This is a genomic window from Streptomyces sp. NPDC057136, assembly GCF_042670885.1.
Lineage (GTDB): Bacteria > Actinomycetota > Actinomycetes > Streptomycetales > Streptomycetaceae > Streptomyces.
On the sequence record NZ_JBHUUV010000011.1, the window covers coordinates 102,317 to 128,415 of the forward strand.

At 70.3% G+C, this 26,099-nt stretch carries 26 protein-coding genes and 1 pseudogene; 12 read left to right on the forward strand and 15 right to left on the reverse strand.

Annotation, left to right across the window (positions count from 1 at the left end):
- The first annotated feature begins 74 nt into the window (after nucleotides 1-74).
- Nucleotides 75-1,490: a phytoene desaturase family protein gene (locus tag ACFT7S_RS16435; protein ID WP_382732133.1), complete on the forward strand. Its 1,416-nt coding sequence runs from the start codon at nucleotides 75-77 to the stop codon at nucleotides 1,488-1,490.
- Between the two features lie 34 nt (nucleotides 1,491-1,524).
- Here the strand turns inward: ACFT7S_RS16435 and ACFT7S_RS16440 are convergent, their stop codons facing one another.
- Nucleotides 1,525-1,782 (reverse strand): hypothetical protein, encoded by a 258-nt coding sequence (locus ACFT7S_RS16440; protein WP_382732135.1) that lies wholly within the window; start codon nucleotides 1,780-1,782, stop codon nucleotides 1,525-1,527.
- Nucleotides 1,783-2,056: 274 nt separating this feature from the next.
- Here ACFT7S_RS16440 and ACFT7S_RS16445 point away from each other — a divergent pair, with 274 nt between their 5' ends.
- From ACFT7S_RS16445 to ACFT7S_RS16455, 3 genes are all read left to right on the forward strand, one after another.
- On the forward strand, nucleotides 2,057-2,359 hold the full coding sequence (locus ACFT7S_RS16445; protein ID WP_382732137.1) for a hypothetical protein: 303 nt from the start codon (nucleotides 2,057-2,059) through the stop codon (nucleotides 2,357-2,359).
- A gap of 89 nt (nucleotides 2,360-2,448) precedes the next feature.
- The gene (locus ACFT7S_RS16450) at nucleotides 2,449-3,921 is read left to right on the forward strand and encodes an AlkA N-terminal domain-containing protein (protein ID WP_382732139.1); all 1,473 of its coding nucleotides are present in this window, start codon (nucleotides 2,449-2,451) and stop codon (nucleotides 3,919-3,921) included.
- Between the two features lie 12 nt (nucleotides 3,922-3,933).
- Complete coding sequence (locus ACFT7S_RS16455; RefSeq protein ID WP_382732141.1) at nucleotides 3,934-4,452, forward strand: methylated-DNA--[protein]-cysteine S-methyltransferase; 519 nt, start codon at nucleotides 3,934-3,936, stop codon at nucleotides 4,450-4,452.
- Nucleotides 4,453-4,470: 18 nt separating this feature from the next.
- Here the strand turns inward: ACFT7S_RS16455 and ACFT7S_RS16460 are convergent, their stop codons facing one another.
- Nucleotides 4,471-5,055: a TMEM165/GDT1 family protein gene (locus ACFT7S_RS16460; RefSeq protein ID WP_382732143.1), complete on the reverse strand. Its 585-nt coding sequence runs from the start codon at nucleotides 5,053-5,055 to the stop codon at nucleotides 4,471-4,473.
- A gap of 334 nt (nucleotides 5,056-5,389) precedes the next feature.
- Here ACFT7S_RS16460 and ACFT7S_RS16465 point away from each other — a divergent pair, with 334 nt between their 5' ends.
- Nucleotides 5,390-5,803 carry a (2Fe-2S) ferredoxin domain-containing protein gene (locus ACFT7S_RS16465; RefSeq protein WP_382732144.1) on the forward strand — a complete coding sequence of 138 codons (414 nt, stop codon included), beginning with the start codon at nucleotides 5,390-5,392 and terminating at the stop codon, nucleotides 5,801-5,803.
- 4 nt (nucleotides 5,804-5,807) lie between these two features.
- On the opposite strand, the gene ACFT7S_RS16470 is transcribed toward ACFT7S_RS16465, so the two are convergent.
- From ACFT7S_RS16470 to ACFT7S_RS16520, 11 genes are all read right to left on the reverse strand, one after another.
- Nucleotides 5,808-7,025: a hypothetical protein gene (locus ACFT7S_RS16470; RefSeq protein WP_382732146.1), complete on the reverse strand. Its 1,218-nt coding sequence runs from the start codon at nucleotides 7,023-7,025 to the stop codon at nucleotides 5,808-5,810.
- Between the two features lie 83 nt (nucleotides 7,026-7,108).
- Nucleotides 7,109-7,444: a hypothetical protein gene (locus tag ACFT7S_RS16475; protein ID WP_382732287.1), complete on the reverse strand. Its 336-nt coding sequence runs from the start codon at nucleotides 7,442-7,444 to the stop codon at nucleotides 7,109-7,111.
- Nucleotides 7,445-7,739: 295 nt separating this feature from the next.
- Nucleotides 7,740-8,465, reverse strand: coding sequence for a TetR/AcrR family transcriptional regulator (locus tag ACFT7S_RS16480; protein ID WP_382732148.1), 726 nt, complete (start codon nucleotides 8,463-8,465; stop codon nucleotides 7,740-7,742).
- 90 nt (nucleotides 8,466-8,555) lie between these two features.
- Nucleotides 8,556-9,950 (reverse strand): xylan 1,4-beta-xylosidase, encoded by a 1,395-nt coding sequence (locus ACFT7S_RS16485; protein ID WP_382732150.1) that lies wholly within the window; start codon nucleotides 9,948-9,950, stop codon nucleotides 8,556-8,558.
- Entirely contained in the window at nucleotides 9,943-10,719 is a 777-nt protein-coding gene (locus ACFT7S_RS16490; protein WP_382732289.1) for a polysaccharide deacetylase family protein, read from the reverse strand. The genes ACFT7S_RS16485 and ACFT7S_RS16490 overlap by 8 nt, the downstream gene beginning before the upstream one ends.
- 72 nt (nucleotides 10,720-10,791) lie before the next feature.
- Nucleotides 10,792-11,904: a GNAT family N-acetyltransferase gene (locus ACFT7S_RS16495; protein ID WP_382732152.1), complete on the reverse strand. Its 1,113-nt coding sequence runs from the start codon at nucleotides 11,902-11,904 to the stop codon at nucleotides 10,792-10,794.
- Between the two features lie 62 nt (nucleotides 11,905-11,966).
- On the reverse strand, nucleotides 11,967-13,019 hold the full coding sequence (locus ACFT7S_RS16500; protein ID WP_382732291.1) for a glycosyltransferase family 2 protein: 1,053 nt from the start codon (nucleotides 13,017-13,019) through the stop codon (nucleotides 11,967-11,969).
- A gap of 47 nt (nucleotides 13,020-13,066) precedes the next feature.
- Complete coding sequence (locus ACFT7S_RS16505; protein ID WP_382732154.1) at nucleotides 13,067-14,317, reverse strand: lipopolysaccharide biosynthesis protein; 1,251 nt, start codon at nucleotides 14,315-14,317, stop codon at nucleotides 13,067-13,069.
- A 108-nt stretch (nucleotides 14,318-14,425) separates the two neighbouring features.
- Nucleotides 14,426-14,827, reverse strand: a complete 402-nt coding sequence (locus ACFT7S_RS16510) for a hypothetical protein (protein WP_382732156.1) — start codon at nucleotides 14,825-14,827, stop codon at nucleotides 14,426-14,428.
- Entirely contained in the window at nucleotides 14,827-16,515 is a 1,689-nt protein-coding gene (locus ACFT7S_RS16515; protein ID WP_382732158.1) for a glycosyltransferase, read from the reverse strand. The genes ACFT7S_RS16510 and ACFT7S_RS16515 overlap by 1 nt, the downstream gene beginning before the upstream one ends.
- 353 nt (nucleotides 16,516-16,868) lie before the next feature.
- Complete coding sequence (locus ACFT7S_RS16520; RefSeq protein ID WP_382732160.1) at nucleotides 16,869-17,711, reverse strand: glycosyltransferase family 2 protein; 843 nt, start codon at nucleotides 17,709-17,711, stop codon at nucleotides 16,869-16,871.
- A gap of 308 nt (nucleotides 17,712-18,019) precedes the next feature.
- Between ACFT7S_RS16520 and ACFT7S_RS16525 the strand changes: the two genes are divergently transcribed.
- On the forward strand, nucleotides 18,020-18,403 hold the full coding sequence (locus ACFT7S_RS16525) for a helix-turn-helix domain-containing protein (RefSeq protein WP_382732162.1): 384 nt from the start codon (nucleotides 18,020-18,022) through the stop codon (nucleotides 18,401-18,403).
- Here the strand turns inward: ACFT7S_RS16525 and ACFT7S_RS16530 are convergent.
- Nucleotides 18,342-18,716, reverse strand: a pseudogene (locus ACFT7S_RS16530) (site-specific integrase); the annotation flags it as partial. The gene ACFT7S_RS16525 and the pseudogene ACFT7S_RS16530 overlap by 62 nt on opposite strands.
- An 87-nt stretch (nucleotides 18,717-18,803) precedes the next feature.
- On the opposite strand from ACFT7S_RS16530, the gene ACFT7S_RS16535 reads away from it, so the two are divergent.
- Nucleotides 18,804-19,919, forward strand: coding sequence for a glycerate kinase (locus ACFT7S_RS16535; RefSeq protein ID WP_382732293.1), 1,116 nt, complete (start codon nucleotides 18,804-18,806; stop codon nucleotides 19,917-19,919).
- Nucleotides 19,920-20,141: 222 nt separating this feature from the next.
- Here ACFT7S_RS16535 and ACFT7S_RS16540 read toward each other — a convergent pair whose 3' ends face one another.
- On the reverse strand, nucleotides 20,142-20,861 hold the full coding sequence (locus tag ACFT7S_RS16540) for a PucR family transcriptional regulator (protein WP_382732164.1): 720 nt from the start codon (nucleotides 20,859-20,861) through the stop codon (nucleotides 20,142-20,144).
- A 277-nt stretch (nucleotides 20,862-21,138) separates the two neighbouring features.
- Between ACFT7S_RS16540 and ACFT7S_RS16545 the strand changes: the two genes are divergently transcribed.
- From ACFT7S_RS16545 to ACFT7S_RS16565, 5 genes are read left to right on the forward strand one after another with little or no spacing between them, the layout of a single operon-like run.
- On the forward strand, nucleotides 21,139-21,936 hold the full coding sequence (locus ACFT7S_RS16545; protein WP_382732166.1) for an ABC transporter ATP-binding protein: 798 nt from the start codon (nucleotides 21,139-21,141) through the stop codon (nucleotides 21,934-21,936).
- Complete coding sequence (locus tag ACFT7S_RS16550; RefSeq protein ID WP_382732168.1) at nucleotides 21,924-22,736, forward strand: ABC transporter ATP-binding protein; 813 nt, start codon at nucleotides 21,924-21,926, stop codon at nucleotides 22,734-22,736. The genes ACFT7S_RS16545 and ACFT7S_RS16550 overlap by 13 nt, the downstream gene beginning before the upstream one ends.
- Nucleotides 22,733-23,623 carry a branched-chain amino acid ABC transporter permease gene (locus ACFT7S_RS16555; RefSeq protein WP_382732170.1) on the forward strand — a complete coding sequence of 297 codons (891 nt, stop codon included), beginning with the start codon at nucleotides 22,733-22,735 and terminating at the stop codon, nucleotides 23,621-23,623. Before ACFT7S_RS16550 ends, ACFT7S_RS16555 begins: the two co-directional genes overlap by 4 nt.
- Entirely contained in the window at nucleotides 23,616-24,752 is a 1,137-nt protein-coding gene (locus ACFT7S_RS16560; RefSeq protein ID WP_382732172.1) for a branched-chain amino acid ABC transporter permease, read from the forward strand. Before ACFT7S_RS16555 ends, ACFT7S_RS16560 begins: the two co-directional genes overlap by 8 nt.
- Nucleotides 24,749-26,002 carry an ABC transporter substrate-binding protein gene (locus tag ACFT7S_RS16565; protein ID WP_382732174.1) on the forward strand — a complete coding sequence of 418 codons (1,254 nt, stop codon included), beginning with the start codon at nucleotides 24,749-24,751 and terminating at the stop codon, nucleotides 26,000-26,002. The genes ACFT7S_RS16560 and ACFT7S_RS16565 overlap by 4 nt, the downstream gene beginning before the upstream one ends.
- Nucleotides 26,003-26,099: the final 97 nt, after the last annotated feature.

A 26,099-nucleotide genomic window follows, 5' to 3' on the forward strand; every position in this document is an offset into this window, starting at 1 on the left:
CACCCCCGCCCACACTGTCGGCGCCCCCGAATATCCTGGGTGTCCTGGCCGTCGGCTGACAAAGGAGTCCCAAGGTGCCGTCGATGCTTGATGCAGTCGTCGTGGGGGCGGGGCCCAACGGACTGACCGCCGCAGCCGAGTTGGCCCGCCGGGGCTTCTCGGTGGAGGTTTTCGAGGCCCAGGACACCATCGGCGGTGGGGCCCGTACCGAAGAACTCACCCTCCCCGGCTTCCGCCACGACCCGTGCTCGGCCGTGCATCCGCTCGGCATAGGGTCACCCGCGTTCCGGGACATGCCGCTGGGCCGCCACGGTCTGGAGTGGCTCCAGCCCGAACTGTCGCTCGCCCACCCCTTCCCCGACGGCTCCGCCGCCGTGCTCACGCAGTCGGTGGGGGAGAGCGCGATGTCACTCGGGGCACGCGACGCGGGGACCTACCGCCGCCTCGTCACGCCGCACCTCGGGCACTGGGACACCCTGGCCGCCGACTTCCTGCGCACCCCGTGGGACGGGCTGCCCCGCGACCCGTACCGCCTCGCCCGCTTCGGCCTCGTCGGCCTCCAGCCCGCCAGCTGGATCGCCCGGCGGTTCCGCGATCCCAAGGCGCGCGGTCTCCTCGCCGGGCTCGCCGCCCATGCCATCGCTCCCACCAGCGGATTCGCCACCGGCGCCATCGCTCTCGTCTTCGCGCTCGCCGCCCACGAGAACGGCTGGCCCGTGCCGCGCGGCGGCTCGCAGGCCATCTCCGACGCCCTCGCCTCGTACCTGCGGGAACTGGGCGGCACCATCCGCACCGGCACCGAGGTCAAGCGCCTGGACGAGCTGCCGCCCGCCCGCGCCTACATCTTCGACACCTCGCCGACCGCCCTCGCCCGGATCGCGGGCCTCGGCAACGCGTACCGCGGCTATCGGTACGGAGCCTCCACCTTCAAGATCGATTACGCGCTGTCGGGCCCCGTCCCGTGGACCGCGAAGGACGCCCGGCGGGCCGGGACCGTCCACATCGGGCCCACCGAGGGCGAGATCGACAGCGCGCTGCGCGCCGCCGTCGACGGCCGCGACCCGACCGTCCCGTTCCTGATCACCGCTCAGCCGACTCTCGTCGACCCGTCCCGGGCGCCCGAGGGCCGCCATGTCTTCTGGGTGTACGGGCATGTCCCGGCGGGCTGGACGGGCGACGCCACCGAGGTCATCGAGCGACAGCTGGAACGCTTCGCACCCGGCTTCCGCGACCTGGTCCTCGCCCGCGCCGTCGCGGGACCGCCCGAACTCGCCGCCCGCAACGCCAATTACGTGGGCGGTGACATCGCCTGCGGTGCCTTCTCCGGCCTCCAGACGCTGATCCGCCCCAAGCTGGCCCGCGTGCCGTACGCCACCGCGCACCCGGCGGTCTTCCTCTGCTCCTCGGCCACACCGCCCGGGCCGGGCGTGCACGGCATGTCCGGCCACCACGCGGCGAAGGCGGTCTGGCGGCGGCTGCGGAACGGCTGAGCCCCTGCGCCGTTCCGTTACGCCGACTTGGCCGTTACGCCGGCTTGGCCGTCTGAGCAGCGAAGAAGCCCTCGGGCAGCTCGGCCTTGCCCGGGTCGGTGATGTGCAGCGTGAAGAACACGGCGAGGGTGCTGCCCTCGCGCACGGCGGTGAGGTGCATCGGGATCTCCGCGCCCTCCGCGACGCCGGTCATCACCCAGGACACCGACTTCTCGCCCGCCTCGGCGGGGGCTTCCTCGGATTCGACCGACTTGTAGGTGACCGTGGCCCCACCGTTGTTGTTGGACGTCACGAAGCCGTCGGCGCAGGCATCGATCGCGGCCCGCAGTTCGGTGACCCGGAAGGTGCGGAGCCGAGAAGGCGGACGGCCGGGACCCCGCTGGGGGGCGGGCCCCGGCCATCCACTTGTCCAGCGCCCGGGGCCGCCGGAATGTCACACGTGAGCGGAAGAGCCCTGGAGTCAGGGACGGGGGAGAGGGTTGATGCGTGCAGATAGGGACCGGGTTTCCGGCGGCACCTGGTCCGCCGGATTTCGTATCGGCGCCTTTTTCGGAATCCCGACATCAATGGGCACCGTTCTCGTCATCGGGGCCATGTGGAATTCATGCGACGCGGGAGTCAACTCCTCGGCGAATTCCCTGGTTCTGATGTTCATGCTGCCCGTCGTCTGGCTGGTGACCGCCGTGATCTGGACCGTGGTCCACGGAGCCGTGGGAGGGCTCGGCCGCAAGGCCGCCGTGCTCAGCGGTGTCGCGGCGAACCTCTCGCTGCTGTGGTTTCTCGCATCCGCGGTCGGAGGCATGGACTACCCGTCCGCGGTCTGCCCGGACAACATCCCCGCCTGGTGGCCGGCCTTCGTCCCCATCTGATCCGGAGTCGTTCCGGGATGCCCTGGCAGGGGAAGGCTGATGTCGGATTTCCGCCAGCCGCCGCCCCTCGCGTGCCCCATCCTTGAACCATGCACACCGACACCGAGCGCTGCGTACGGGCCGTCCGGTCCAAGGACGCCCGCTTCGACGGATGGTTCTTCACTGCGGTCCTGACCACCCGGATCTACTGCCGTCCCAGCTGCCCCGTCGTGCCGCCCAAGGTCGAGAACATGACCTTCCTGCCCAGTGCCGCCGCCTGCCAGCAGGCCGGATTCCGGGCCTGCAAGCGGTGCCGTCCCGACACCAGCCCCGGCTCCCCGGAATGGAACGCGCGTGCCGACTCCGTCGCCCGTGCCATGCGCCTCATCGCGGACGGGGTCGTCGACCGGGAGGGCGTGCCCGGCCTTGCCGCACGCCTCGGCTACTCCGCCCGGCAGATCGAGCGCCAGCTGCTCGCCGAGCTCGGGGCGGGACCCCTCGCGCTGGCCCGCTCGCAGCGCGCCCAGACGGCCCGGCTGCTCATCGAGACCACCGAACTCCCCATGGCCGAGGTGGCGTTCGCCGCCGGGTTCTCCTCCATCCGTACCTTCAACGACACCGTCCGCGAGGTCTTCGCGCTCGCCCCAGGCGAACTGCGGGCCCGCGCCGCCCGGGGGACAGGACCGGCCACGACGCCCGGCGTCATCGCGCTGCGCCTGCCCTACCGCGCCCCGCTCAACCCCAGCAACCTCTTCGGCCACCTCGCCGCGACCGCGGTCCCCGGCGTCGAGGAGTGGCGCGACGGCGCCTACCGCCGCACGCTCAACCTCCCGCACGGACACGGCATCGTCTCCCTCGCCCCGCGCCCCGACCACATCGCCTGCCGGCTCCTGCTCACCGACCCGCGCGACCTCACCCAGGCGATCAGCCGCTGCCGGTGGCTGCTCGACCTGGACGCCGACCCGGTCGCCGTCGACGAACAGCTGCGCGCCGATCCGCTGCTCGCCCCGCTCGTCGACAAGGCCCCCGGACGCCGGGTGCCGCGCACCGTCGACGGCGCGGAGTTCGCCGTACGGGCGGTCCTCGGCCAGCAGGTCTCGACGGCTGCGGCCCGCACCCACGCCGCCCGGCTCGTGACCGCCCACGGCACGCCCGTCGACGACCCCGAGGGCGGACTGACCCACCTCTTCCCCACCCCGCAGGCGCTGGCCGGGCTCGACCCGGAGGCGCTCGCCCTGCCGCGCACCCGGCGCAGGACGCTCACCACCCTCGTCGCGGCCCTCGCCGACGACTCACTGCGGCTGGGCACGGACACCGACTGGGAACGGTCCCGCGCCGAACTGGCCGCACTCCCCGGCTTCGGGCCGTGGACGGTCGAGGTGATCGCCATGCGGGCGCTCGGCGACCCGGACGCCTTCCTCCCCACCGACCTCGGGATCAGACGGGCGGCCCAGCAGCTCGGCCTTCCGGCGACCCCCGCCGCGCTCACCGCGCGCGCGACCCACTGGCGCCCCTGGCGGGCGTACGCAGTGCAATACCTGTGGACCGTCGACGACCACCCGATCAACCACCTGCCCGCGTAAGGACGTTCACCCATGACAGCGACACACTCCGCGACCAGACAGCACACGGTCGTCGACAGCCCCTACGGGCCGCTCACCCTGGTGGCGACGGACGGGGTCCTGGCAGGCCTCTACATGGTCGGCCAGCGTCACCGCCCGCCCGAGGAGACATTCGGCGACCCCGACCCCCGCCCCTTCGGACCGGCGATCCAGCAGCTGGACGCCTACTTCGCTGGCGAACTGCGCGAGTTCGACCTGCCGCTGCGCCTGGCCGGAACCCCGTTCCAGCGCAGCGTCTGGGCCGAGCTGACCCGCATTCCGTACGGCGAGACCCGGTCGTACGGAGAGCTGGCCGATCTCCTCGGGAAACAGGGCGCCTCGCGGGCCGTGGGCCTCGCCAACGGCAAGAACCCCATCGGCATCATCGTCCCGTGCCACCGGGTCATCGGAGCGTCGGGGAGCCTCACCGGATACGGCGGCGGCCTCGACCGCAAGCAGCGGCTGCTGGCCTTCGAGAGCGGTACGGAGGGCGACGTACCGGCGCTCTTCTGACCCGCGTGTGCGGGCAGGTCAGCCGGTGAAGATCTCCACGGCCGACCAGACCGCGAGCCCCAGCATGCAGATCCCACCGATGCGCTGCACCGTCTTCAGCGGCACCCGCTTGGCGATGAAACGGCCGGCCAGCAGCGCCAGCGCCGAGACGGACATCAGGGCGGCGGCCGAGCCGATCGCGGTGGACCAGGCGCCGTTGCTCGCAGCGAGGTTGGCGGTGGTGATCTGCGTGAGGTCGCCCCACTCGCTGATGAAGACCGCCATGAAGGCCGTCGAGTAGACCGGCCAGAAACCGGTCACCGTCTTGACCTCGGTGTCCTCGTCCCCGTCGTCGCCCCCGTTGCGCAGCAGCATGAACGCGCCGAACGCGAAGAGCAGGGCCGAGACCAGTTTGACCGTCCAGTCGGGCAGCAGACCGATCAGCCCGCCCGCGCCGACGGCGATGGCGACGTGCACGACGAACGCGGAGGACGTGCCGAACCAGACATAGAGCGGGCGCATACGGGTGCCCATGGCCAGCGAAGCGAACATCGTCTTGTCGGGGAGCTCCGCGAGGAAGATCAGCCCGAAGGCGGTGAGGATCGCCAGAGGGTCGAGATGCATGCCGGGTGGCTTTCTGTAGGGGCCGGGCCCCGGATCTTCGCGAAGCGCACTCGGGCTTTCGGAGGACCACTCGGCCCGGCATGACGTCAGCGCCCGCAGGGCGCGGGCGCGTCATACCTGACCGAAGGTCTCGCCCACCCGTAAGGATCTACGAGCCCGGCCACCGGGAACCCGAAGGCTCCAGTGTGTCGACGACCGGTTTGCAGGGCTACTCCCCTTCGCAGCCGTCAACGATACCCGATCCGGCGGGGGAGGAGATCAACTGTTCGATGCGGGGGCGGGCTCGGTACAGTCCCACGGTGATCATCCGCGCCTCGACCGGAAGTGTCCCCGTATGAGCCGCCGCACCCGCAAGGCAGCCCCCGAACGGGGCACGCCCCGCCCCACCGTCAGCGTCTGCCGGGGCTGCTGCTGCGGCACCGAGAAGATCCCCGGCGTCGACCACGCCGGTCAGCTGCGCCGCCTGAAGGAGACGGCCGGCCAGGCCGCCACGGTGCGTGCCGTGGAGTGCCTGGACGCGTGCGAGCACGGCAACGTCATCGTCGTACAGCCCTCCGCCGAGGGCCGCAGGGCAGGCGGGCGGCCGGTCTGGCTCGGGCTGGTCAACGACCCGGACGCGGTGGCCGACATCGCCACCTGGGTGGCGGACGGGGGCCCCGGCCTCGCCGACGCCCCCGACATCCTCGACCTATACGTTTTCCAGCCCTCCCGCCGCGTACAGGCGGAGCTGGAGCGCCCGGGCCGCTGAACTGTCAGCCCACCGGCGCGAACGGCGACGGCGTCGCCCCCGTCCAGGTGTGCAGCTCGGCGCGGGCCGTCTGCTTGGTGACCCCACCGTCCTGGACCGTGCCGCTGCGCGCCACGTAGTAGCGGCCGTCGTCGAGCGACACGAGCCCGTACTGGCCGTACTGCCCCGGCACCGCCCACCCGTACGTACCGGTCGGCGCGTCGTGCAGCCCCGCACGCAGCAGCGGCAGCAGGAGGCCGCGCTCGGGCCGCTGCTGGCCGCGGATATCCCCGGCCACCGGCTTCCGGGCGCCGTCGACCGCGAAGACCGTGTAGTTCGGGAAGCCGGGCTTGGTGCCCTTGTACGCGGCCATCAGCCAGTTTCCGCTGTGCCCGTCGTACTCCAGGTTCTGCACCCCGTACGTCGTGTTCCCGGTGTACGCGAAGAACTTGCCGTCCACCCGCGCCGGGCCGCTGGTGTGCGGGGCCGCCTCGGACAGTGGGCGCTCGTAGCGCTTCCACCGCTCGACGTCGTACTGGAGCAGCACCTGGTGATCGTTGTCCGTGCGCCCGGTGTTGGCGTACACGCCGTACGCGACCGTCAGCTTCTGCTTGCCGTGCTTCCTGCCGAACTCCGGCCCGAACGCCACACCGTCGATGCCGCTGCACCCGTACCGGTGGTCGGCGGTCTTCCCGGTGTCGCCGTCGAAGACCCCGTCGCCGTCCATGTCGGCCGTGAAGTCCCGTACGACCTCGTCGAGATAGACGGTCGACACGACGTCCGTGGACTGGGCGTCCATGCCCATGCGGGTGATGCGGTCACCGTCGAGGATCGCGATGTAGAAGGACTTCGCGGCCTTGTACTCCAGGGAGCCGTAGATCCGGCCGTCCTTCTCGTTGAGATCCAGATCCCCGAGGTGCCCGGTGAAGCCGGTCACCGAGCCGACCGGCTTGCCCCGGAGGTCGGTCTTGACCAGGAGATTCGTGTACGAGAAGTACATGAAACCCTTGCGGCGGTCGATGGCCATGCCCTGGACATGACCGGACTGCCAGGCACCGCCGTCGACCGCGGCGGGCAGCGCGGGCATCGGGCGGGAAGCGGCCGGGCGGCTGACCTCCGCCATCGGCCGCGACGCCTCCGCCCCGGCGGGCGCGGCTGTGGCCGAACCCCCCGCCGTGCCGACAACTGCCGTACAGGCCATGGCCGTTATGGCCGTCTTCCACAGGCCGCGTGTGTGTCCCATTGGGTGCCCGATCCCTTCGCCGTCGTGGACCCTGGATGATGCCGGGCGCGGGTGCACGAGGGAACAATGGCGAATGAACGGTTTCAGGTAGTGACCGGCCTGCCGTCCTCCAGCTCCACCGTGCCCCCCCCGGAGTCCAGCACCGCCAGTGCGGCGGCCACGCGCAGGCCGAGCGGGCCGAGCAGATAACGGCCGAGTCCGGCGGGCTCCACGAGCTCCCAGGACAGGAGTTCCGCCTCCTGGAGCCGGATCGCCGCGAACTGTGCCTCTGTCAGTACGCCCCCGTCGTAGAGGTACGCGGCGATCGGCGGGCGCGCACTGCCGCGCGCCCGGTCGACGGCGAGCAGCCGGCCGGGCTCCAGATCGGGCAAAGTGGGCGGGTTCGTGGAATCCGGCAGGCGTCGCGCCCGAACCGGCATGCTGGTGTTGCGTTCATGGGGACGAGTGTTGGTGGTTGCGTGTCCGCCCACGTCCAGCGCCTTCTACGGGTCCTCCGGGTGCGGAATGTCGAAGCGCACGCCTACTCGGCTCGATCGGGCGGTCGGCCCCCTTGGCTGATGGCACGTCAGGTTACTGAAAAGTGGTTGCTGGGGCGTGCGCGCTTCCCTGGGTGGCCCCTGTACGGACGAACTCGTGTTGTCGCAACCATGCGCGAGACCGGGGCCCAGCGGGCCCTGGCTGTGGGCGGCACTGGAGGGACCGTTCGCCCGCTGATCACTCTTCGGCGAGGAACCGGTCGAGCAGCGCGTCCAGGCCCGCCGCCAGTCCCTCCGGCCCACCCCGTTCGGCGAGCGCGGCGGCGGTCTCCCGCAGCCGGGGCAGTTCCTGCGACGGCATACGGTGCAGCCCGAGCCGGAACGCCGGCTCCTGCTCGTCCGGGTTGTCGACCATGGGCTGCAACTCCACGGACACGTAACCGAGAAGCCAGGCGGTGAAGGCCCGGAAGACGGCCGAGGCTCGGGCTTCATCGAGCCCGGCCTGCCGCAGCAGGGCCAGCACCCGCTCGTTGTCCCGCAGCACGGCTAGCGGCCGCCGGGCCAGCGGGACGGCCAGCATGCGGGTGGCGAGCAGCGGAACGGCCTCGGGGTGGGCGAGGCAGATGTCGTACGTCGTCCGGGCGATCCGATGCAGCTCGGTGCGCCAGACGAGTGCCTCGGCCTCCGCGCCGGGCCCGGGCTCGGTCTCCAGACGCTCCTCCAGCTCCAGGTACAGGGCTTCGACCAGTCCGTCCAGGAGGGCGTCCTTGCTCGCTGCGTACCGGTAGAGCGCCATGGCTTCCACGCCGAGCTCGGCGCCGAGACGACGCATGCTCAGCGCCGAGAGCCCCTCGCGATCGACCAGTTCGAGGGCGGCGGCAAGCACGCGTTCCCGATTGAGCCTGCCGTAACGGCCGCGATCGCTGGCGCGACGGGTTGGGCCGGACCGCTGCTCCTTCGCCATTCCGTCTCCTGGATAGAAGGGTGCGTGGTGTACGCAATAAATTTACATCCGTGGCTGGCGAGAACCCCTGCACACGGCCTTGGCGCCGGGTCACGGCCTCCTTAGCCAGAGCACCTCATAGGCGTCCATGTTGACGGTCCGGCCGTCGATCTCTGCCCGAACGGCTCTGTCCAGAGTGTTCACGACCAGGACGACTTTGTCGTCGGCGAGCACCCGCACGTTCGGTGCGTCGGATGCCACGTCGACCGGCCGGTAAGTCGTACCTGGGGGGAACTCCGAGTGGAACCGGCGGACGAGGTCAAGCATGGGCAGCGGGGCGCCGCCGCTCCCGTCGGTGAGCTCGGTGCTGCGCCACAGGCAGCCGTAGCACTGTCCTCCGCGTTTCTGCGGGTTCCAGTAGAAGCCTGTGGTGGCACCGCCCCTGACCATGGCGGCCATTCCGGCGGCCTGTAGGGCCTTGCGATGGGACTCGCTCCAGCGGTCGCGGTCACTGTCGGCTCCCGGCTCGACGTAGTACTCGGCCCACCACAGAGGCAGGGAGGTGCGTTCCTGCACCCACCGGCCTATGGCGGTGAACTTGTCGACGGAGCGGAACTGATCGGGTGGAGTCCCGTCGTCATGGGTGTAGCTGGACCCGTCGACGACGGCGAAGTCGGCTCCGGCCTTGTGCGTGTTCCAGTAGTCGAAGGCGTCGAGGACGCGCTGATCGACGCTGCCCCAGGGACCCTTGAGGATGGAGGCGTGGCTGGTGCGGCCGGGCGCGAAACTGTCCATGTTCAGATACGGCCCGCCCACCAGGTTGTTCTTGTTCACCTTCTTCAAGGCCTGGTGGACCTTGTTGTAGAGCTCGGTGTACCCCTCGTAGTTCCAGCGTTTCCTCGAGTCGTCGAAGAAGCCCTTGAACTCGTTCCAGACAATAAAGTGCCGCACGTCCGGATAGCGTTCGGCGACCGTGGCTGCGAGGGCTGCGAAGTCGTCGTAGTGCTCGGGGCGCGGGGCCGTCTCCAGGGAGCGCCGGGACCAGTCGGTATGGCCCGGCCTGCCGCCCTTCATCCAGTCAGGCGCGCAGCACAGCGTGATGACGGGTGTGCCGCCGGTCTCCCGGATGAGGCCGATGCGGCTGTCCAACGCCGCGAAATCGTAACGTCCCGGGGAGGGTTCGGGGTTGTTGGCGCCCCAGCCCATGATGTGTTGATTCTGTGGCAGTGACCGGGCGGAGAGAGCCCTACGCGCGGTCTCCTTGGCACCGGGGTCTCCCGCATCGGCGCTGTACTGCGTGTGCGTGAGGCCCCACCCGAGCGACGGCTCGGCAGGGGCGCCCCAGGCATCTGTGCCCCTAGTGGACGTATCGCGGCCGCTCGGGAGTGTGGCGCACAGGGAGAGGACGAGCGCGAGCGCGATGGCCGTCGCGGCGAGGAGGGCGATGCGCCAGCGCCGGTGTGGCCCGGTGCCCGGCGCCTTCCTGGCCTGGCTGGTGTCAAACATCCGCCCCGGCTCCCTTTCGTATCAGCCAACGGGATCGGCGGACCAGTGTGTAGCCCTTCGTCAGGGCCCGGTCCGTGGCGAAGGTGCGGCCCACGGCCCGGCCTTCCGCCAGCCGCGCGAGCTCCTCGGGGCGGGTGCCGCGCCGCACGGTCACCCGGCGTAGCGCGAAGGGGCCCTGGCGCGGATCGGCCAGCGCGTTGCCCACCGCCACGGACTGAGCGAAGCCGGCGGTGCGTACGGCTTGGCGCACGCGGCGGCTGGAGTAGCCGTAAGGGTAGGCGAAGGACTCCGGTGGGGAGCCGAGTCGCTCGGCGATGATCTCCCTGCAGCGCTGCACCTCGTACTCCAACTCGCTGTCGGGGAGCTGGTCCATCTGTGGGTGGCTATGGGTATGGCCGCCGATCTCCGCGCCGGCTGCCGCCAGTTCGCGTACCTCCTCCCAGTCGAGCATGGTGTCCAGGGCCGCGCCGCAGATCTCGTGCCGGCCGCGTAGCCACCCTGTTGTGACATACACAGTCGCGGCGAATCCGAACTCGCGCAGGACGGGCAGGGCGTAGTGGTGCACCCCCTGGTAGCCGTCGTCGAAAGTGATCAGCACGGGACGGTGCGGCAGCGGCGGTCCGCCACGCCAGGCGGCGGCGAGCCGGGCTGTGGTCACCGGAGTGAACCCGCGTTTTGCGAGCAGCCACATCTGGTCGGCGAACGTTTCCGGCGGGACGGACAGGGCGCGGATCGATGGCGTCGGCGTGTGCGTGACTGCGTGGTACATGAGGATCGGTACAGGGCTGGTCACCGGAAGCTCCCTCGTGCCAGTGGATCACGGGATCGGTGGTGCCGGGCGCTATGACGCCTTCCTCCATGCATGGACCTTGCCCACGCTCTTCAGCAGCCGGTCGGCCGGCCGGAACAGCTCCGGTCGTGAGACGACGGTGTTGCGCAGGGCCCGGACCGGAGCACGGCGCGCCCGATGGGCCAGCGCGACCGGGTGTCGACGGGTCACCCAGCCCTCAGACACGGAGAGTTCACCTGTCTTCAGCACCTCCTTGTGGTCCCGATGGCCGCGTCCGAGATCTAGGTAGGAGATGCCCTCGGCAGCTGCCCCCTGTGCCATCCGCAAATGCTGCACCATGCCTGGGGAGAACTTGGCGAAGGCGGGATCGTAGGCCGGGAACCAGCAGGCCACGACCTGTTCCGACCGCAGTCCGAAATGCGCGGCGACGGGTCGGCCGTCGGCGTACAGCACGGACAGGAGGCCGGCGAACGATTCGGTGTGGGTGTGGAACAGGTCGTCCACCAGCCGGGTGATCCATGCGTGCGCGAACCGGTCACTACGGCCGGTCTTGCGGTACTGCGCGGACTTCCAGGCCATCAGGGTGCGGAGCATAGCGGGGTCGCGCTCATCGTGTACGTAGCGCACCTCCCCGACCGCTTGGGCCAGCTTGCGTTCCAGTTTCAGTCGGCCCTTGGTGCCCCTGCCCGACCGCTCCCGCAGCCGGGCGACGTAGGCCTCCCAGCCCGCCTCCACGTCCATCACAGGTGACGAGAAGGTGCCCTTGATCGAATGTTCGAATGGCTGCTGCCCCTGAGCGAGATGGTCGAACTCCCAGATGGCGAGGCCGCACGCCGCGAGCAACTCGCCGGCGTCACACCGGAAGCCTGGCCCGTGCACAATCCCCTGGCAGTCGGACAGGCCCAGCGCGATCGCGCGGCCCACGCCCGCCGTGGTGCGCTGGTAGGGAAAGAATGCCACCGGTTCGCCGTCCGGACCGTCCTCGCGCATCACGGCGATGCGTACGCCGCGCCTGCACCGGCCCACTGCCAGTGCGAACTCGGGGGAGAGAAAGGGGTTCGCCATCTGGGGCAGGCCGTCCCGGAAGGCCTTCGCCTGCATTGTCGTCCAGGCTGCCCGATCCGCGTCGGTCAGCTCCTCCGACCGGTAGACGCTGATGTCCATGACACTTTTCCTTCGTTTCGGGGGACAGCCACCTCAGGGCCGTCCTGCGGATTGGTGTGTGCTCACGTCGGCGCTTCGTCTCGCTCGAATGACTCGGTGATGCCGTCTGTGTTCTGGAACTTCGGCTCCCGCACCTCCCAGGCGGGGGAGCCACCCGTGCGTGCCTGGAGGGCGCCGACCGCGTATCCCGCTGCTGCGCTCGCCACGCCGGCCACGATCGCTCCGGCGCGGCCCGCACCGCCGCGCCGCCCCAGCAGGGCGTCGCGCAGTCCGCGTACGACCCCGGCGGGCAGTACGCGTGTGGTGTAGCGACGCTCGGACTCCAGCCCCTTGCCCACACCTACGTGACGGGTGACCCGGGCCTTCGACAGACCCTCAGCGTAGGTACGGCGGCGGAAGTAATCGAAGCGTTCTCGGGCGGAGGGAACCTTGTGATGGATGACCGCGCGGTCGTCGATGAGCAGGACCGCGTCCGGCCTCACCCGGGTCAGCCGGATGCACAACTCGGTCTCCTCGCAACCCAGCGGGCGCTTGTCGCCGTCGCGTCCGATGCCGACAGCGAAGCCGCCCGCCGTGTCGAAGGCCGTGCGACGGAAGGAGGCGTTTCCGCCCAGCACGTTGCGGACGGGCGCCCGTCCGGCCGGCATGCCCCGGTAAGCACAGCCGACGACCCAGTCGAACTCCGCGGGGAACCAGGCGGGACGGCGGCCGGAGGCCCACACCGGAACGGTGCGGCCGCCCACCGCCATCACCCGCGGATCGGTGTACGCCGATGCCATGTGCCCCAACCAGTCCTGTTCCGCCGCCGCGTCGTCGTCGAGGAAGGCGATGACCGTGCCGCGGGACGCGGCGATCCCCGTGTTGCGGCCGGAGGACAGGCCCTTGGGGCCCGCGTTGGCGAGAATCCTGACCGCCTGAGGGGGACTCCCGACGGCGTCGCTCTCGGCGTACTCCTGTCGGAGCAGGTTGAGCAGGACCGGATTGTGGTCGACGACCAGCAGCGTCTCCAGGGCTGGCAGGGATTGTCCTCGTACCGAGTTCACGGCGGCGAGGATGTCCTCCCAGCGCTCCTCGGTGTAGACGCAGATCACCACGGAGATGTCTGTGTGGGGCACGGTGTTCTCCTCATCCGGGTTCGGCGCAGAGCCGCTGGCGTGGACAGTCATGAGGGGTCCTCCTTATCCCGGGGCAGCCATCGCGACCGCTGTGCCAGGAGGTAGAGCGCGAGCAGACTTTGGGCCACGAGCCAGGCGACGCCTCCTCCGGCCAGACCCAGCACCGGCAGCAGGACCTGGGCCAGGCCGAGCACCAGGACGCAAAGGGCCAGTTGCAGCCCGACGACCCGGCGCATCTGCCGACGCATGCGCGCGACATCGACGGCCAGGCTCACCAGGAGGTTCGGCAGTGCGGAGAGAGCCAGCAACCTCAGCAGCGGGGTGCCGTGTTCCGCGTACTCCGGCCCGAAGAAGGCGAGGAACTGCGGCGCGGCGACGAATATCGCGGCGGCGCCCGCGGCCATGAGCAGTGCCGAGTGGCGCAGGACCCGGCGCGCGTGCCGCGCCAGCTGCCCAGGCGCCCGTGCCGCTTCCACGATCATGGAGCTGCCCATGTTCGTCGCGAGCAGGTAGGGGACGTACCCGACGATCCAGGCGAGCGAGTAGTAGGCGCTGTACGCCGGGCCAAGCGTGTTCAGCACCACGAGGGGCACCAGGCTGTACGAGGCCATCCGGAACAGCGAGCCTGCATAGTCCGCCGTCGCGTACCCCATCAAACGGGGCGGGCGTGCCGTCTGCGATGCCTCCCGCTCATGCTGAGGCACGGCACGTCGCAGCAGGAAGAAGTTGGCTACGAGAAGGGCCACCACCAAGGCGCCGGCCCAGGAGATCAGGATGCCCGTGAAGAGTGTGAGGGCCGCAGCCAGGGCCAGCAGAAGAATCTTCACCACGGCGAAGATCACGTTCTCCGTCACCACCCAGCCTGGGCGACGCACCCCGGTCAGGGCGCCGTCCTGGAGGGCGAAGATGGTGTATCCCGCGGTGTAGGCCACGAAGAAGAGGCCGGTCACCGGGGTGAGGAGGAAATCCAGACCGGGACTGAGGATCGGCACCAGCAGGAGGAAGCCCCCGGCGATCAGCACGCTGCAGACGATGCCGGCGAGATAGCAGACGACCACCAGCCTGCGGGTGTGCCGTCCGGCAGCCGGGACAAAGCGCACCAGGAGGTCGGAGAGGTTCAGCTGGCCGATGGTGGAGAGCAGTGTGGCGGCGGAGACGGCGGCGTAGTTGAGGCCCACCGTTCGGTCGTCGTACCAGCGGGTGGCAAGCACCCAGAAGACCGCTCCCAGCACCGCGTTGACCAGGGAGCTCGTGGCGAGCAGGTGTCCGTTGCGCAGAAGCGGCTCGTGAGGCAGCACCGCGGCGAGCCTCTTTCGTACCGCCGTGGCTGGGCGGGAGGAGCCGGGGGACACCGGTTGTGCCGTTCGGCGTGGCGAAGAAGCCTGAGACGTGTGCACGATTCGCTCTCAATCCCAGGTGCGGTCGTCGCGATCGGGAACCGAATGGCTCCGCGTCTCCGGTTGCATCCGGGGAAGAGCTGATGCCAGCGCCATGACCGAGGTGAGAGCCGCAAGGGCCACCAGCGCCCGTACGGTGGTGAAGGCGTGACTCAGAAGGAGTGCTTCGGCGACGAGCGCCGAGAGCGACAGGCTGACGGCTCCTGTGACGAGGGCCGCTTCCAGGACGGTCGCCCTGCCGAGCCGGTCGGTGAAGAGCCGTCCGGCACACAGCAGGGTTGCGGCCAAGCCCGGGCAGACGAGCAGGAAGACGGCTGTGACCGGCACCCGCGCCGCGGGTGGGACAGGGAGGGCGGTCGCGGCAAGGGCCAGCCAACCTGACACGGCGACAGTCCAGCGCAGCGCAGTCATCAGTGGTTCCTTTCGATAGGGGGGTCGAATCGGTACACGACCGCGTCGCCATTGCGGTACACCGGAGTGAAGGAGGGTGCCTTCGCCAAGGCGGACTCCAGTCGCCTCACGAAATCGGCGGGCAGTTCACCGTTCAGGCGTACGTCCGCGCTCTGTGCACGGCTGAGGAGGATGTACGCCGGTTCGTCCCCTGCTCTGTTGAGGAGCGGTTCCAGGCCTGCCAGCGGGTCCTGAACCAGCAGTCGCTTCGTGCTCAGACTTTCCTCGGTTATCTGCGTGCGCTCGTGCCGGTCGTAGTGCATCTCGAGACCGGGAGCGGCGAAGGTGACCGAGATGATCAGCGACCTGGTCGGAGTTTCTGTCGTCAGGTACCGGGTGGCGGCGACCTCCTCGGCGGAGAACCGGTTCATTGACTCCTTGCTGTAGTAACCGAACACCAGGCTCCCGAGCATGGCGAGCAGCAGGACGGGGACGATAGCCATCCGGGCCGGCCGCGCTCTGTGGGAGCGCAACAGCAGCGCGGCGAGCAGAAGAGCGGCAGCAGGCAGCGCGAACATGAACGCTCGGAAGACCATCTCGCCGCCGTAGGCGTTGACCACTACGAGCGGGAGGGGGAACAGCGCGAGCAGCGGAAGCGGGGTACGGCGGGTCCAGGGTCGTACTGCGAGGGCGATCGCGGCCAGCAGGAAGACGCCACCCGACAGGCCGCGGTCGATCCAGGACACCATGACCTGGCTCGGGGCGGCCTCGGCGAGCCTGCTCAGACCGGACCAGACGTTGGCCTCGGGCCGGGTGAGTGCGTTGACGAAGTTGTCGAGATTCGCCGACACGTACGGCCACGCCACGGTCCCGTTCCAGGCCAAGGTGAACACGACCGCGCCGGCTAGCGCGGGCAGCGCCAGTCGCCGGTAGCGACGGGGCAGGGACAGCAACAGCAGTGCGCTGATCAGCATCAACGGGGTGAGCTGGTGGGAGGAGACGATCGCGGCTTCAATCACGAGTACGAGCAGTAGTCGCCCCACGGGCCAGCGTCGGCGCGACGTTCTGGGGCCCGGGAATCTGGACGACGGCAGCTGTCTCACCACGAGGGCGATCACACTCACGAAGAGAAGGAACGTGAAGGCCTGCGGTGCGAAGTAGTCCTGCCCCACCCAGGAGCAGGAGTAGTAGATCCACACGGCTCCCCAGATCAGTCTCCGGTCGTGGGTGATCGACCGATAGATCACCAGGAGCGGGCCGAGGAGTAGCAGGTTGGTGAGCAACTGCGCCCACAGCGCGTACCCCAGGGGCGACTCGAGGCCGGTGGCCTTGAGGATCAGCGCGTTGAACTGGAAGAAGCCCGGCCACTGGTTGTAGATGTTGAAGCCGGACGCATTCGGCACCTCGCCGTTGTGCCGCATCATTGCGTCGATGACGGCGACGTGCTTCCACGCCCATGAATAACGCAGCTCCTGATAGAGCAGCGGAGGTGTCGCGTGGAGGACCGCGATCAGGACGAGAGCATATGCCGCGAAACAGCCGTGAGGAGTCCGCCGATCACCTGCCGCGACACAGAAGCCGAGGGTGAGCAGGGCCAGCGCCACCCAGAAGAGCACAGGCAGCACCTGCAGCAGCCCGAGATCCCCCATCCGGTCCAGGCGCACACCACGGAGCGCCAGCAGCCACATGGCGACCGAAGCGGGCAGCACGCCGAGTGCGGTGAGTGTGCCGGGGCCCAGCCGTCGCCACCGGGACCAGCCAGGTGAAGGGGGCTCGGGAGATGGACCGGGCGGCGTGTGCGGCGAGGCGCTGTGTCCGGAGTGCGATGGTGCAGCGTCAGCCCCTGCCGGGGCAGTTCCGGGAACTGTGCGAGTATGCCGGCCGTTCACCGGCGACTCCGGCGGAGCGCCTTTAACGGCTCCGCGGAGGCGACTCATCGGCCCCACCGGCGTTCCGCGGACACCCGCAGGGGCTGCATCGGATAGTCCGTCAGGACTGGTGCGCAGCAGCCGCAGCGCAGGGCGCACCCAATTACGAGACCACGGCAGGAGGTCGGCGGGGGTCACGCCGTGCTCCGTCGGGCAGGTGCCGATTGTGCGCCGGGCCGCTCGGAGAGCAGCGTACGCAGCACCCGCCGACCATCGGATATGGCGTGCAGATTCGAACGGCCGCTGCGGCGGGGCAGTTCGAGGCTGGGCACCTCTGCGATGCGCAGACCGGAGCGCAGTGCGTGCGCGACCATCTCGGTCTCGATCTCGAATCCGGAGGAGTGCAGGTCGAGATCATCCAGGAAGCTGCGGCGGAAGGCGCAGTACCCGTAGCAAAGGTCGGTCAGTGAGGCGTGGTACAGGTGGTTCACGGCGTCCAGCAGGACCTGATTGCCCAGCTTCCTGATGCGTGTGATGTCGAGTGAGCCGCCGCCGGCCATGAATCGTGAGCCCTTCACGAAGTCGTAGCCGTTGTCCAGGAAGTGCAGGAAGTGCGGGATCTCCCCGGGCACCATGCTGCCGTCCGCGTCGATCATCACGATGTAGTCGCAGGTCGCGGCCAGGAAGCCGGTACGCAGGGCGTTGCCCTTGCCCGGGCCGCTCTGCTCGACGTGGCGGACGGTGGGCAGGCAGTGCTGCGCCATGTGCACCGTGGCGTCCCTGGAGTCGCCGTCGACCAGGATGACCTCGTCGACGCAGTCCGGGATCTGTTCGAAGACCCACGGGATGTTGGGCGCCTCATTTCGGGCAGGTACGACGAGGCTCACGGTGGCGCGGGGAGGGGGGCGGTCCTCCGCTCGGCGCAGGGGGTGGGTGGAGCGGTCTGTGGACCGGCGGGCCGGGTGTTCCGCAGGGTCGCCGCCGGTGGGCTGATCGGTGAGGGCGGGGTGATCGTTCAGCTGAGGGGCGTTGTTCATGGTGCCGTGTCTCCGGGGATCGATTCGATGGGTGTCCGGATGAGTTGTGAGTGGCCGGACAATGCGCCGCTGCCTGGGCCGAGGGGTCGGTTCTGCCAGAGGGCCTTGCCCGTCGACCGTGTGACATCTGCGGGGGCGCGCTCATGTCGACGCCATATATTTACAACGTATACGTACATATTTGGGCATTTAGGGCGTCAAGTCAAATGCAGGGCGTATCGCGGAAGCGTGCCCGCCCGGGGAAGGGCAGACCGGGACCTGTCACCGGTTCTGTCGCAGGCAGCGGAGAGCCGTGGTGCGATGGCGCCGTGAGTCGCGCTGCAGAAGAGAGCAATCGCCGCATGCTCCGGGCGCGGGATGCCATGGACCGCGCCTACGCGCAGCCGCTGGACGTCCCGGTCCTGGCCCGGATCGCCCATGTGTCCCAGGCGCACTTCACGCGTACCTTCCGGGCCACGTTCAGCGAGACGCCGCACCGCTACCTGCAGCGCCGACGGGTCGAGCGAGCCATGTTCCTGCTGCGGGAGACCGACCGCAGTGTTACGGACATCTGCTTCGCCGTCGGCTTCGGCAGCCCGGGGACCTTCAGTTGCACGTTCCGTGACATCGTCGGCCGGTCGCCGAGGGCGTACCGCAAGGAGGGAACCGGCCGAACTGCCCCGCCTCCCAGTGCAGATCGCGCACGCGCATAGCGCACAGCTCAGAAGCCCGCACCCCGGAGATGTAGATCAGCTTCGCCATCACGTAGTCCCGGCAGGCCACTGCCTCTTTGCGGGCTCCCGGAAGCGCAGCCCGCCACGCGGTGAAGAACTCCCGTGTGGCCCGCACCGAGGGCGGGATCCGAAGGCCAAAGTCACCACGGTGCCGGTGGCGGTTGAACGGATCGATCGGCGACTCGACCGACGCCTCGAACTGCCGGAAGATCTCGTGTGCGTATCGCTGCTCCAGAAATGCGAAATAGCCGTCGATCCGGTTCAGCTTCTGGCGCACCGTCGGGCCCGCCCGGGCAGATCAGGGGTGGTCCGGATAAGGTCGGGGCGGCGCGACTGCCTGTTCGAAAGCAAGGGATGCAAGGTGACGGACGGAGCAGTGATCGAGACCGCCCGCGTGCTCGTCGCGGCGGACAAGTTCAAAGGCTCGCTCACGGCCGTACAGGTCGCTGAGCGGGTGACGGCCGGGCTGAGGCGCGCCGTCCCCGATGTGCGGGTCGAGACCCTGCCCGTCGCGGACGGTGGCGACGGCACGGTGGCGGCGGCTGTGGTCGCCGGATTCGCGCGCCGAGAGGCGCGGGTGACCGGGCCCCTCGGGGAGACGGTCACCGCGGCGTACGCGCTGCGCGAGTCCACCGCGGTGGTGGAGATGGCGGAGGCTTCGGGCCTCCAGCATCTGCCGGCGGGGGTTTTCGCCCCGCTCACGGCAACGACGTACGGCTCCGGCGAGCTGCTGCGGGCCGCGCTCGACGCGGGCGCCCGGACCATTGTGTTCGGGGTCGGCGGCAGCGCGACCACGGACGGCGGCGCGGGCATGCTCGCCGCGCTCGGGGCGCGATTCCTGGACGCGGACGGCAAGCCCGTCGGTCCCGGCGGCGGCGCCCTGGCGGAGCTGGCCGAGGCGGATCTCTCCGGGCTCGACCCGCGTCTCGCGGACGTCGACCTGATCCTGGCCAGCGATGTGGACAACCCGCTGACCGGGCCGACGGGTGCGCCCGAGGTGTACGGGCGCCAGAAGGGCGCGACCGAGGACGACATCGGGGTCCTCGACGCGGCCCTCACGCACTACGCGTCGGTCCTCGGCCCCGACCATGCGGCGCTGCCCGGCGCGGGGGCGGCCGGTGGCATCGGTTACGGCGCACTGGTGGCGCTCGGGGCCCGTTTCCGCCCCGGTATCGAGGTCATGCTCGACGTCCTCGGCTTCGCGCCTGCGCTGGCGCGGGCGACGCTGGTGATCACAGGCGAGGGCTCGCTCGACGAGCAGACCCTGCACGGCAAGGCCCCGGCGGGCGTCGCCGCGGCCGCCCGCGCGGCGGGCGTGGAGGTGGTCGCCGTGTGCGGCCGTCTGGCGCTCCCCCCGGAGGCCCTGGGCCGGGCGGGCATCCGCCGCGCGTACGCCTTGACGGACCTGGAACCGGACCCGGCGGTGTGCATGGCGCAGGCGGGGCCGTTGCTGGAACGGGTGGCGGAGTCGATCGCCCGGGACTTCCTGGCCTGACGGGACGCGGTGGCGGTAGCGGGGCCCCTGCCCGAAGGCGGGGGCCCCGCCCCCACACCCCCCGCTCCTCAATCGCCGGAGGGGCTAAAAGTGCCCCGGTCCCTGCGGGTGACCGCCCCGGTCTATTTCTTGAGGCCCGGGGGCCGGAAAATCAAGCCCGTCCGGCGATTGAGGACCGGGGTCCGGGGCGGAGCCCCCGTGGTGGCCCCGACCCGGCCCCCGTCACCGCACCGCCGTCAGACGAAACGCGTCCAGCGCCAACGTCATCTCGATCAGCTCGCGCGGCCGCGACAACGACCGTGACGTCAGCGTCTCCAACCGCCGCAAGCGGTTGAACACCGTGTTCCGGTGGCAGAACAGCCGCCCCGCCGCCCGCCCCGCCGACCCCCCGCACTCCAGCCACGCGTCCAGCGTCTCCACGAGCAGCGCCCGCTCCGCCGGTTCCAGGGTCAGCAGTGGCCCGAAGACATCCGTGACCAGCCTCGCCGAAAGCTCCGGCTGACTCACCAGCAGCGCCGTCGTCAGCCGCTCCTCCAGGCGCACGATCCTCGTCGAGCCCGCCGCGCAGGTCAGCAGCACCGCCTCGGCCAGCCGCCGGGCCCGGTCCAGCTCCGCCAGACCCTCCACCACCGGACTGATCCCGCCCGGCCCGGCGCACCGGCCCACCAGCACCGCGGTCAGTTCGGCCAGCCCCCGGTCACCGAGGCCGACGACGGCGATCTCGCGGTCCGCCCGCGTCCGCCACATGAACCGCATGCCGTCCACGTCCACCACCCCGCGTACCGGCTCGGGGCGTTCGACGCGCAGCACCACCACCGCGTACCGCCCGCGCTCCGGCAGTCCCAGTCCCGCGGCCGCCCGCTCCACGAGGCCCGGCGATACCCGGCCCTCCAGCAGCGCGTCGAGCAGCGCCCGGACCCGCTCGTCACTGCGCCGCTGCATGGTCTGCTCCCCGTTCCGCGGACACGTCGGGCTCTGCGGCCGCTCATGGCTGGTGAGGATGCCACCGGCGCGGGCGGGGGCACCAGCGCATCGCGCCCGTCTGTGCGCGTGCACAACGGCACCCTTCACTCGCTGGTCACCCGCATCGTCTCGGCCGCACGCCGTGGACGCGCGGCCCGCCCGGTGCTGGTCTGTGGCACCACAACGCACCACAGCGCAACGCACGACAGCGCAACGCACCACACACGACAACGACTAGGCGGAAGGAGGAGGACGCATGGCAACGCTCGAGATCCGCGCACTGTCCGTGGGCTACGGCCCGGTAAGGGCCCTGCGCGACGTCTCCGTCGACGTGCCGGCCGGCGCGATCACTGCCGTACTCGGTGGCAACGGCGCCGGCAAGACCACGCTGCTGCGGGCCGTATCGCGGACCCTCGGCTTCCACCGCGGGACGGGCACGGGCACCATCCGCTTCGACGGCCAGCCCCTGGACGGGCTGCGGCCCGCCCAGGTGGTGGCCGCGGGAGTGGTCCAGGTGCCGGAGGGGCGGCAGGTGTTCGCCCGCATGACGGTGGCCGACAATCTGCGGGCGGGCGCACTCGGGGCCCGTGGCGGGCGCAAGTCCGTGACCGCCGCACTGACGCGCGTACACGAACTGTTCCCGGTCCTCGCCCAGCGTGCGCACCAGCGGGCCGGGCTGCTGTCCGGCGGCGAGCAGCAGATGCTGGCCATGGGACGGGCGCTGATGGCCGGTCCCCGGCTGCTGCTGCTCGACGAGCCGTCACTCGGCCTCGCCCCGCTGATGGCGCAGAAGATCGCCGAGACCGTGCAGGAGATCAACGCCTCCGGCACCTCGGTGATGCTCGTCGAGCAGAACGCGTCCATCGCCCTGCGGCTCGCCTCCACGGCGTACGTCCTGGACGTCGGCGAGGTCGCACTCGAAGGACCGGCCGATGAACTCGCCGCGTCCGACGAGGTACGCCGCCGCTACCTGGGCGTCGTCGACGAGACGGCCGCCGAGGACGCGGACCGGGCAGGCCGGGCCCCCCGCACACTGAGCAGGTGGTCCGCGTGAAGACCGCACCCGCCACCGCCGCGGCCACGACGACACCGGCCGCACTCGCCGTCCGGGACGTGACCGTACGGTTCGCCGGGCTCACCGCCCTCGACGCCATCTCGTTCACCGTCGAGCCGGGCAGTGTCCACGCCGTCATCGGCCCCAACGGGGCAGGCAAGTCGACCTGCTTCAACGTGCTCTCCGGCGTCTACCGGGCGACCTCCGGCACGGTGCACCTCGGCGACACCGAACTGACCGGCCTCGCCCCGCACCGGATCGCCGCACTCGGGGTGGCCCGTACGTTCCAGAACCTGGCACTGCCCCCGCACGCCACCGTCGCCGAGAGCATGCTGCTCGGCCGGCACCGCCTCACCCGCTCCGGGTTCCTGGCCACCGGCCTGTGGCTGCCCTCCGCGGCACGCGAGGCACGGCGCCATCTCGAACGGGTCCGTGAGATCGCCGAATTCATCGGCCTGGAAAAGGAGTTGGACCACCCCGCGGGCGCTCTCCCGTACGGGAAGCAGAAGCTCGTCGAGCTCGGCCGCGCCCTGTGCATGGAACCGCAGGTCCTGCTCCTGGACGAACCCGTCGCCGGGATGACCGCCGACGAACGGCGCCGTGTGGCGGCCGTGGTCGCCGGTGTACGGGACAGCCTCGGCATCTCCATCGTGCTGGTCGAGCACGACATGGGGGTGGTGATGCGGCTCGCGGACGCGGTGACCGTACTCGACTTCGGACGCAGGATCGCGGGCGGCACACCCGCCGAGGTCCAGAACGACCCGGCCGTCGTCCGGGCCTACTTGGGGGCACAGGAATGACCACCTTCATCGAACTCCTCCTCGGCGGCCTCTCCATCGGCTCGGTCTACGCACTGATCGCACTCGGCTTCGTCGTCATCTTCAAGGCCACCGAGGTCGTCAACTTCGCCCACGCCTCCCTGCTGCTGGCCGGCGGATACGTCACCGCCGTGCTCCACGACGACATCGGCTTCTGGCCCGCACTCGGCGTCGGCATCGCGGGCGCCGCGGTCGTCGGCGCCGGAGTCGAGTTCTTCGTGATGCGCCGCTACCGGGGCAGCGACCACAGCGTCCTGGCCATCGTCACCATCGGCGTCGACATCCTCCTCACCACCGAACTCACCCGGCGCATGGGCACCGACGTTCTGGCGCTCGGCGACCCGTGGGGCGACCAGGTCCTCACCATCGGCGGAGTCACCCTCGCCCACACCCGTATCGCCGCGTTCCTCGTCGCGGGACTCCTCATCACGGTGTTCCTGCTCGCGTTCCGGTTCACCTCCTGGGGTGTGTCGATGCGGGCCGCCGCCGAGAACCCGCAGACCGCGGCGCTCATGGGCATCAAGCTCGGCAGGGTCTCGCTCGCCGCCTGGGCGGTCGCCGGAGCCCTCGCCGCCGTCGCCGCGCTGTTCCTCACGGTGTTCCCGACCCCGGGACTCGAACGGGCCACCTCGCTCGCCGCGCTCAAGGCGTTCCCCGCCGCGATCCTCGGCGGCCTCGACTCGACGACGGGCGCGCTCGCCGGAGGACTCATCGTCGGCGTCACCGAATCACTGGCCACCGGCTACCAGAGCGACCTGTCCTTCCTCGGACGCGGCATCGGGGACCTCGCGCCCTACCTGGTGATGGTGATCGTCCTGCTCGTCCGGCCCGCGGGACTCTTCGGCACGAAGGAGCTCGCCCGTGTCTGACACCGTCGAAACCGAAACCGCCACGGCAGCCCCCGGGACCCGGCCGGACACGGCGCCCGCACCGGCGGCCGGAGCCCTCCAACGGCTGCGCCGGCCCCGTACGTACCTCTGGCTCGTCGGCTCGGTCCTGCTCCTCGCGTTCCCGTTCTACCTGGAACGCTTCTGGCTCCAGGCGGGACTGTTCGCGATGGCCGCCGCGATCGGGGCCATCGGCCTCAACCTCCTCACCGGCGCCACCGGCCAGCTCTCCATGGGCCACGCCTTCTTCCTCGCCGTGGGCGCGTACAGCTACTGCATCCTGGCGGGGGAGAGCAGCACCGAGAACGGGCACTCGCTCACCGGCCTCGGACTGCCCACCTGGCTCGCGGCGATCCTCGCCGTGCTCCTGGCGGGCGCGGCGGGCGGGGTCTTCAGCCCGATCGCGGGCCGGCTGCGCGGCGCCTACCTCGGCATCGCCACGCTCGCCCTGATCTTCATCGGCCAGCACGTGCTGTTCAACGCGGGCTCGCTCACCGGCGGCTTCAACGGCCGCGCCGTCCCGCCGCTCTCGGTCTTCGGGTTCACCTTCGACGACACCGAGGTCGTCGTCGCGGCCGTCCCCTTCCAGTCCTCCGAGAAGCTCTGGTACGTGGCGCTCCTCGCCCTCCTCCTCAGCGGGCTCTTCGCCCGCGGGGTGCTGCGCGGCAGGCCGGGCCGGGCGCTCAACGCCATCCGTGACCACCGGATCGCCGCCGGCGTGATGGGCGTCCCGGTGGCACGCTACCGGGCCGGCGTCTTCGTCCTGTCCTCGATGTACGCGGGCCTCGCGGGCGTCCTGCTCGCCCTGGTCTTCCAGCGGACCGTGCCGGAGTACTTCGGCATGATCCTGTCCCTCGAGTACCTCGCCATGATCGTCATCGGCGGGCTCGGCAGCGTCGCGGGAGCCGTCGTCGGCGCCGCCTTCGTCTCGCTGCTGCCGCAGGTGCTCACCCACTACAGCGACTCCCTTCCCCTGGTCTCCGCCCCGGGCACGGGCGGTCTCGCACCGGGTGAGGCATCGCGCTATCTGTACGGCGCCGCGGTGGTCGCGGTGGTCCTGTTCCTGCCCGGCGGCCTTACGCGTCTGAAGAAACCAGGGGAGAAGAAATGAAACTGCGAGTGATCCCGGCCGTATGCGCGGCCCTCACGCTCACGCTCGTGGGATGCAGCGGAAAGGCCGCCGACAACGGCGGCGACAAGCAGGACAAGAGCGGAGTGAAGACCGGCGAGGGAGTCACCTCCTCGAAGATCACCCTCGGCGCCCTGACCGATATGACCGGCGTGTACGCCTCGCTGGGCAAGAGCGTCACCCAGGCCCAGCAGCTGTGGGTGAAGCAGACCAACGCCGCGGGCGGCATCTGCGACCGGAAGGTCGAGCTGACGGTCCGCGACCACGGCTACGACCCGCAGAAGGCCATCGCGGCCTACACCGAGCTCGAACCGGACGTCCTCGGCTTCACCCAGTTCATCGGCTCCCCGTTCGTCGCGGCCGTCGAGCAGCGCATCGACACGCAGGACAAGGGCCTCGTCCTGCCGCAGGCCTGGTCGGCGAGTCTGCTCGGCTCCAAGTACGTCCGGGTCCTCGGTGCCACGTACGACATCGAGACGATCAACCTGATCGACTACCTGCTCACGGAGAAGCGCATCGCCAAGGGCGACAAGATCGGCCATGTGTACTTCGAGGGCGACTACGGCGAGAACGCGCTGGCCGGCTCGGAGTACGCGGCGAAGGAGGCAGGTCTCACCGTCGTCCAGCAGAAGATCAAGCCGACGGACAACGACATGACCGCCCAGGTCTCCGCGCTCAAGCAGGCGGGCGTCAAGGCCATCGTCATCAGCGCGGGCCCGCGTCAGGCGGCCTCCCTGGTCGGAGTCGCGGCAGCCACCGGCTTCGACGTCCCGGTCGTCGGCAACAACTCGGCGTACGCCCCGCAGCTCCTCAAGACCCAGGCGGGCCCGGCCCTGCTCAAGGACTACTACATCGCCTCCTCCACGCTGCCGATCGGCGACCCGGGCGCCGGCCCGGCGAAGCTGGCCAAGGAGTACGCGGCCCAGTACCCGAAGGACGGCCTCGACAACGGCGTCGTCGCCGGATACACGGCGGCGTCCGTCTACGGCGAGGCACTGAAGAAGGCGTGCGAGGCCAAGGACCTCACCCGCGAGGGCGTCGACAAGGCGCTGCTCACCCTCACCGCGTACGACAACGGATTCGGGATCACGCACAACTTCTCGGACCCGGCGGCGCCCTCCACCCGCCAGAGCACCATCATGAAGCCGGACGCCACGGCCCCCGGCGGCCTGAAGGTGGTCCGCCCGGCATCGGTGGCCCCCGCGGCCGAGGGCTTCACGATGAAGCCCTGACCCGAAGCCCTGACCCGAAGCCCTGACACGGCGCACTGACGCTCTGAAGCCCTGAACGGGCCCGGCCGACCTGGCCGGGCCCGTTCACGCGTTCCCA

Excerpts from the sequence above, each read along its gene's own strand:
- ACFT7S_RS16445 (WP_382732137.1), top strand. The coding sequence starts at position 2,057 with ATGGGCACCGTTCTCGTCATCGGGGCCATGTGGAATTCATGCGACGCG.
- ACFT7S_RS16450 (WP_382732139.1), top strand. The coding sequence starts at position 2,449 with ATGCACACCGACACCGAGCGCTGCGTACGGGCCGTCCGGTCCAAGGAC.
- ACFT7S_RS16455 (WP_382732141.1), top strand. The coding sequence starts at position 3,934 with ATGACAGCGACACACTCCGCGACCAGACAGCACACGGTCGTCGACAGC.
- ACFT7S_RS16460 (WP_382732143.1), bottom strand. The coding sequence starts at position 5,055 with ATGCATCTCGACCCTCTGGCGATCCTCACCGCCTTCGGGCTGATCTTC.
- ACFT7S_RS16465 (WP_382732144.1), top strand. The coding sequence starts at position 5,390 with ATGAGCCGCCGCACCCGCAAGGCAGCCCCCGAACGGGGCACGCCCCGC.
- ACFT7S_RS16470 (WP_382732146.1), bottom strand. The coding sequence starts at position 7,025 with ATGGGACACACACGCGGCCTGTGGAAGACGGCCATAACGGCCATGGCC.
- ACFT7S_RS16475 (WP_382732287.1), bottom strand. The coding sequence starts at position 7,444 with ATGCCGGTTCGGGCGCGACGCCTGCCGGATTCCACGAACCCGCCCACT.
- ACFT7S_RS16480 (WP_382732148.1), bottom strand. The coding sequence starts at position 8,465 with ATGGCGAAGGAGCAGCGGTCCGGCCCAACCCGTCGCGCCAGCGATCGC.
- ACFT7S_RS16485 (WP_382732150.1), bottom strand. The coding sequence starts at position 9,950 with ATGTTTGACACCAGCCAGGCCAGGAAGGCGCCGGGCACCGGGCCACAC.
- ACFT7S_RS16490 (WP_382732289.1), bottom strand. The coding sequence starts at position 10,719 with ATGTACCACGCAGTCACGCACACGCCGACGCCATCGATCCGCGCCCTG.
- ACFT7S_RS16495 (WP_382732152.1), bottom strand. The coding sequence starts at position 11,904 with ATGGACATCAGCGTCTACCGGTCGGAGGAGCTGACCGACGCGGATCGG.
- ACFT7S_RS16510 (WP_382732156.1), bottom strand. The coding sequence starts at position 14,827 with ATGACTGCGCTGCGCTGGACTGTCGCCGTGTCAGGTTGGCTGGCCCTT.
- ACFT7S_RS16520 (WP_382732160.1), bottom strand. The coding sequence starts at position 17,711 with ATGAACAACGCCCCTCAGCTGAACGATCACCCCGCCCTCACCGATCAG.
- ACFT7S_RS16540 (WP_382732164.1), bottom strand. The coding sequence starts at position 20,861 with ATGCAGCGGCGCAGTGACGAGCGGGTCCGGGCGCTGCTCGACGCGCTG.
- ACFT7S_RS16545 (WP_382732166.1), top strand. The coding sequence starts at position 21,139 with ATGGCAACGCTCGAGATCCGCGCACTGTCCGTGGGCTACGGCCCGGTA.
- ACFT7S_RS16555 (WP_382732170.1), top strand. The coding sequence starts at position 22,733 with ATGACCACCTTCATCGAACTCCTCCTCGGCGGCCTCTCCATCGGCTCG.
- ACFT7S_RS16565 (WP_382732174.1), top strand. The coding sequence starts at position 24,749 with ATGAAACTGCGAGTGATCCCGGCCGTATGCGCGGCCCTCACGCTCACG.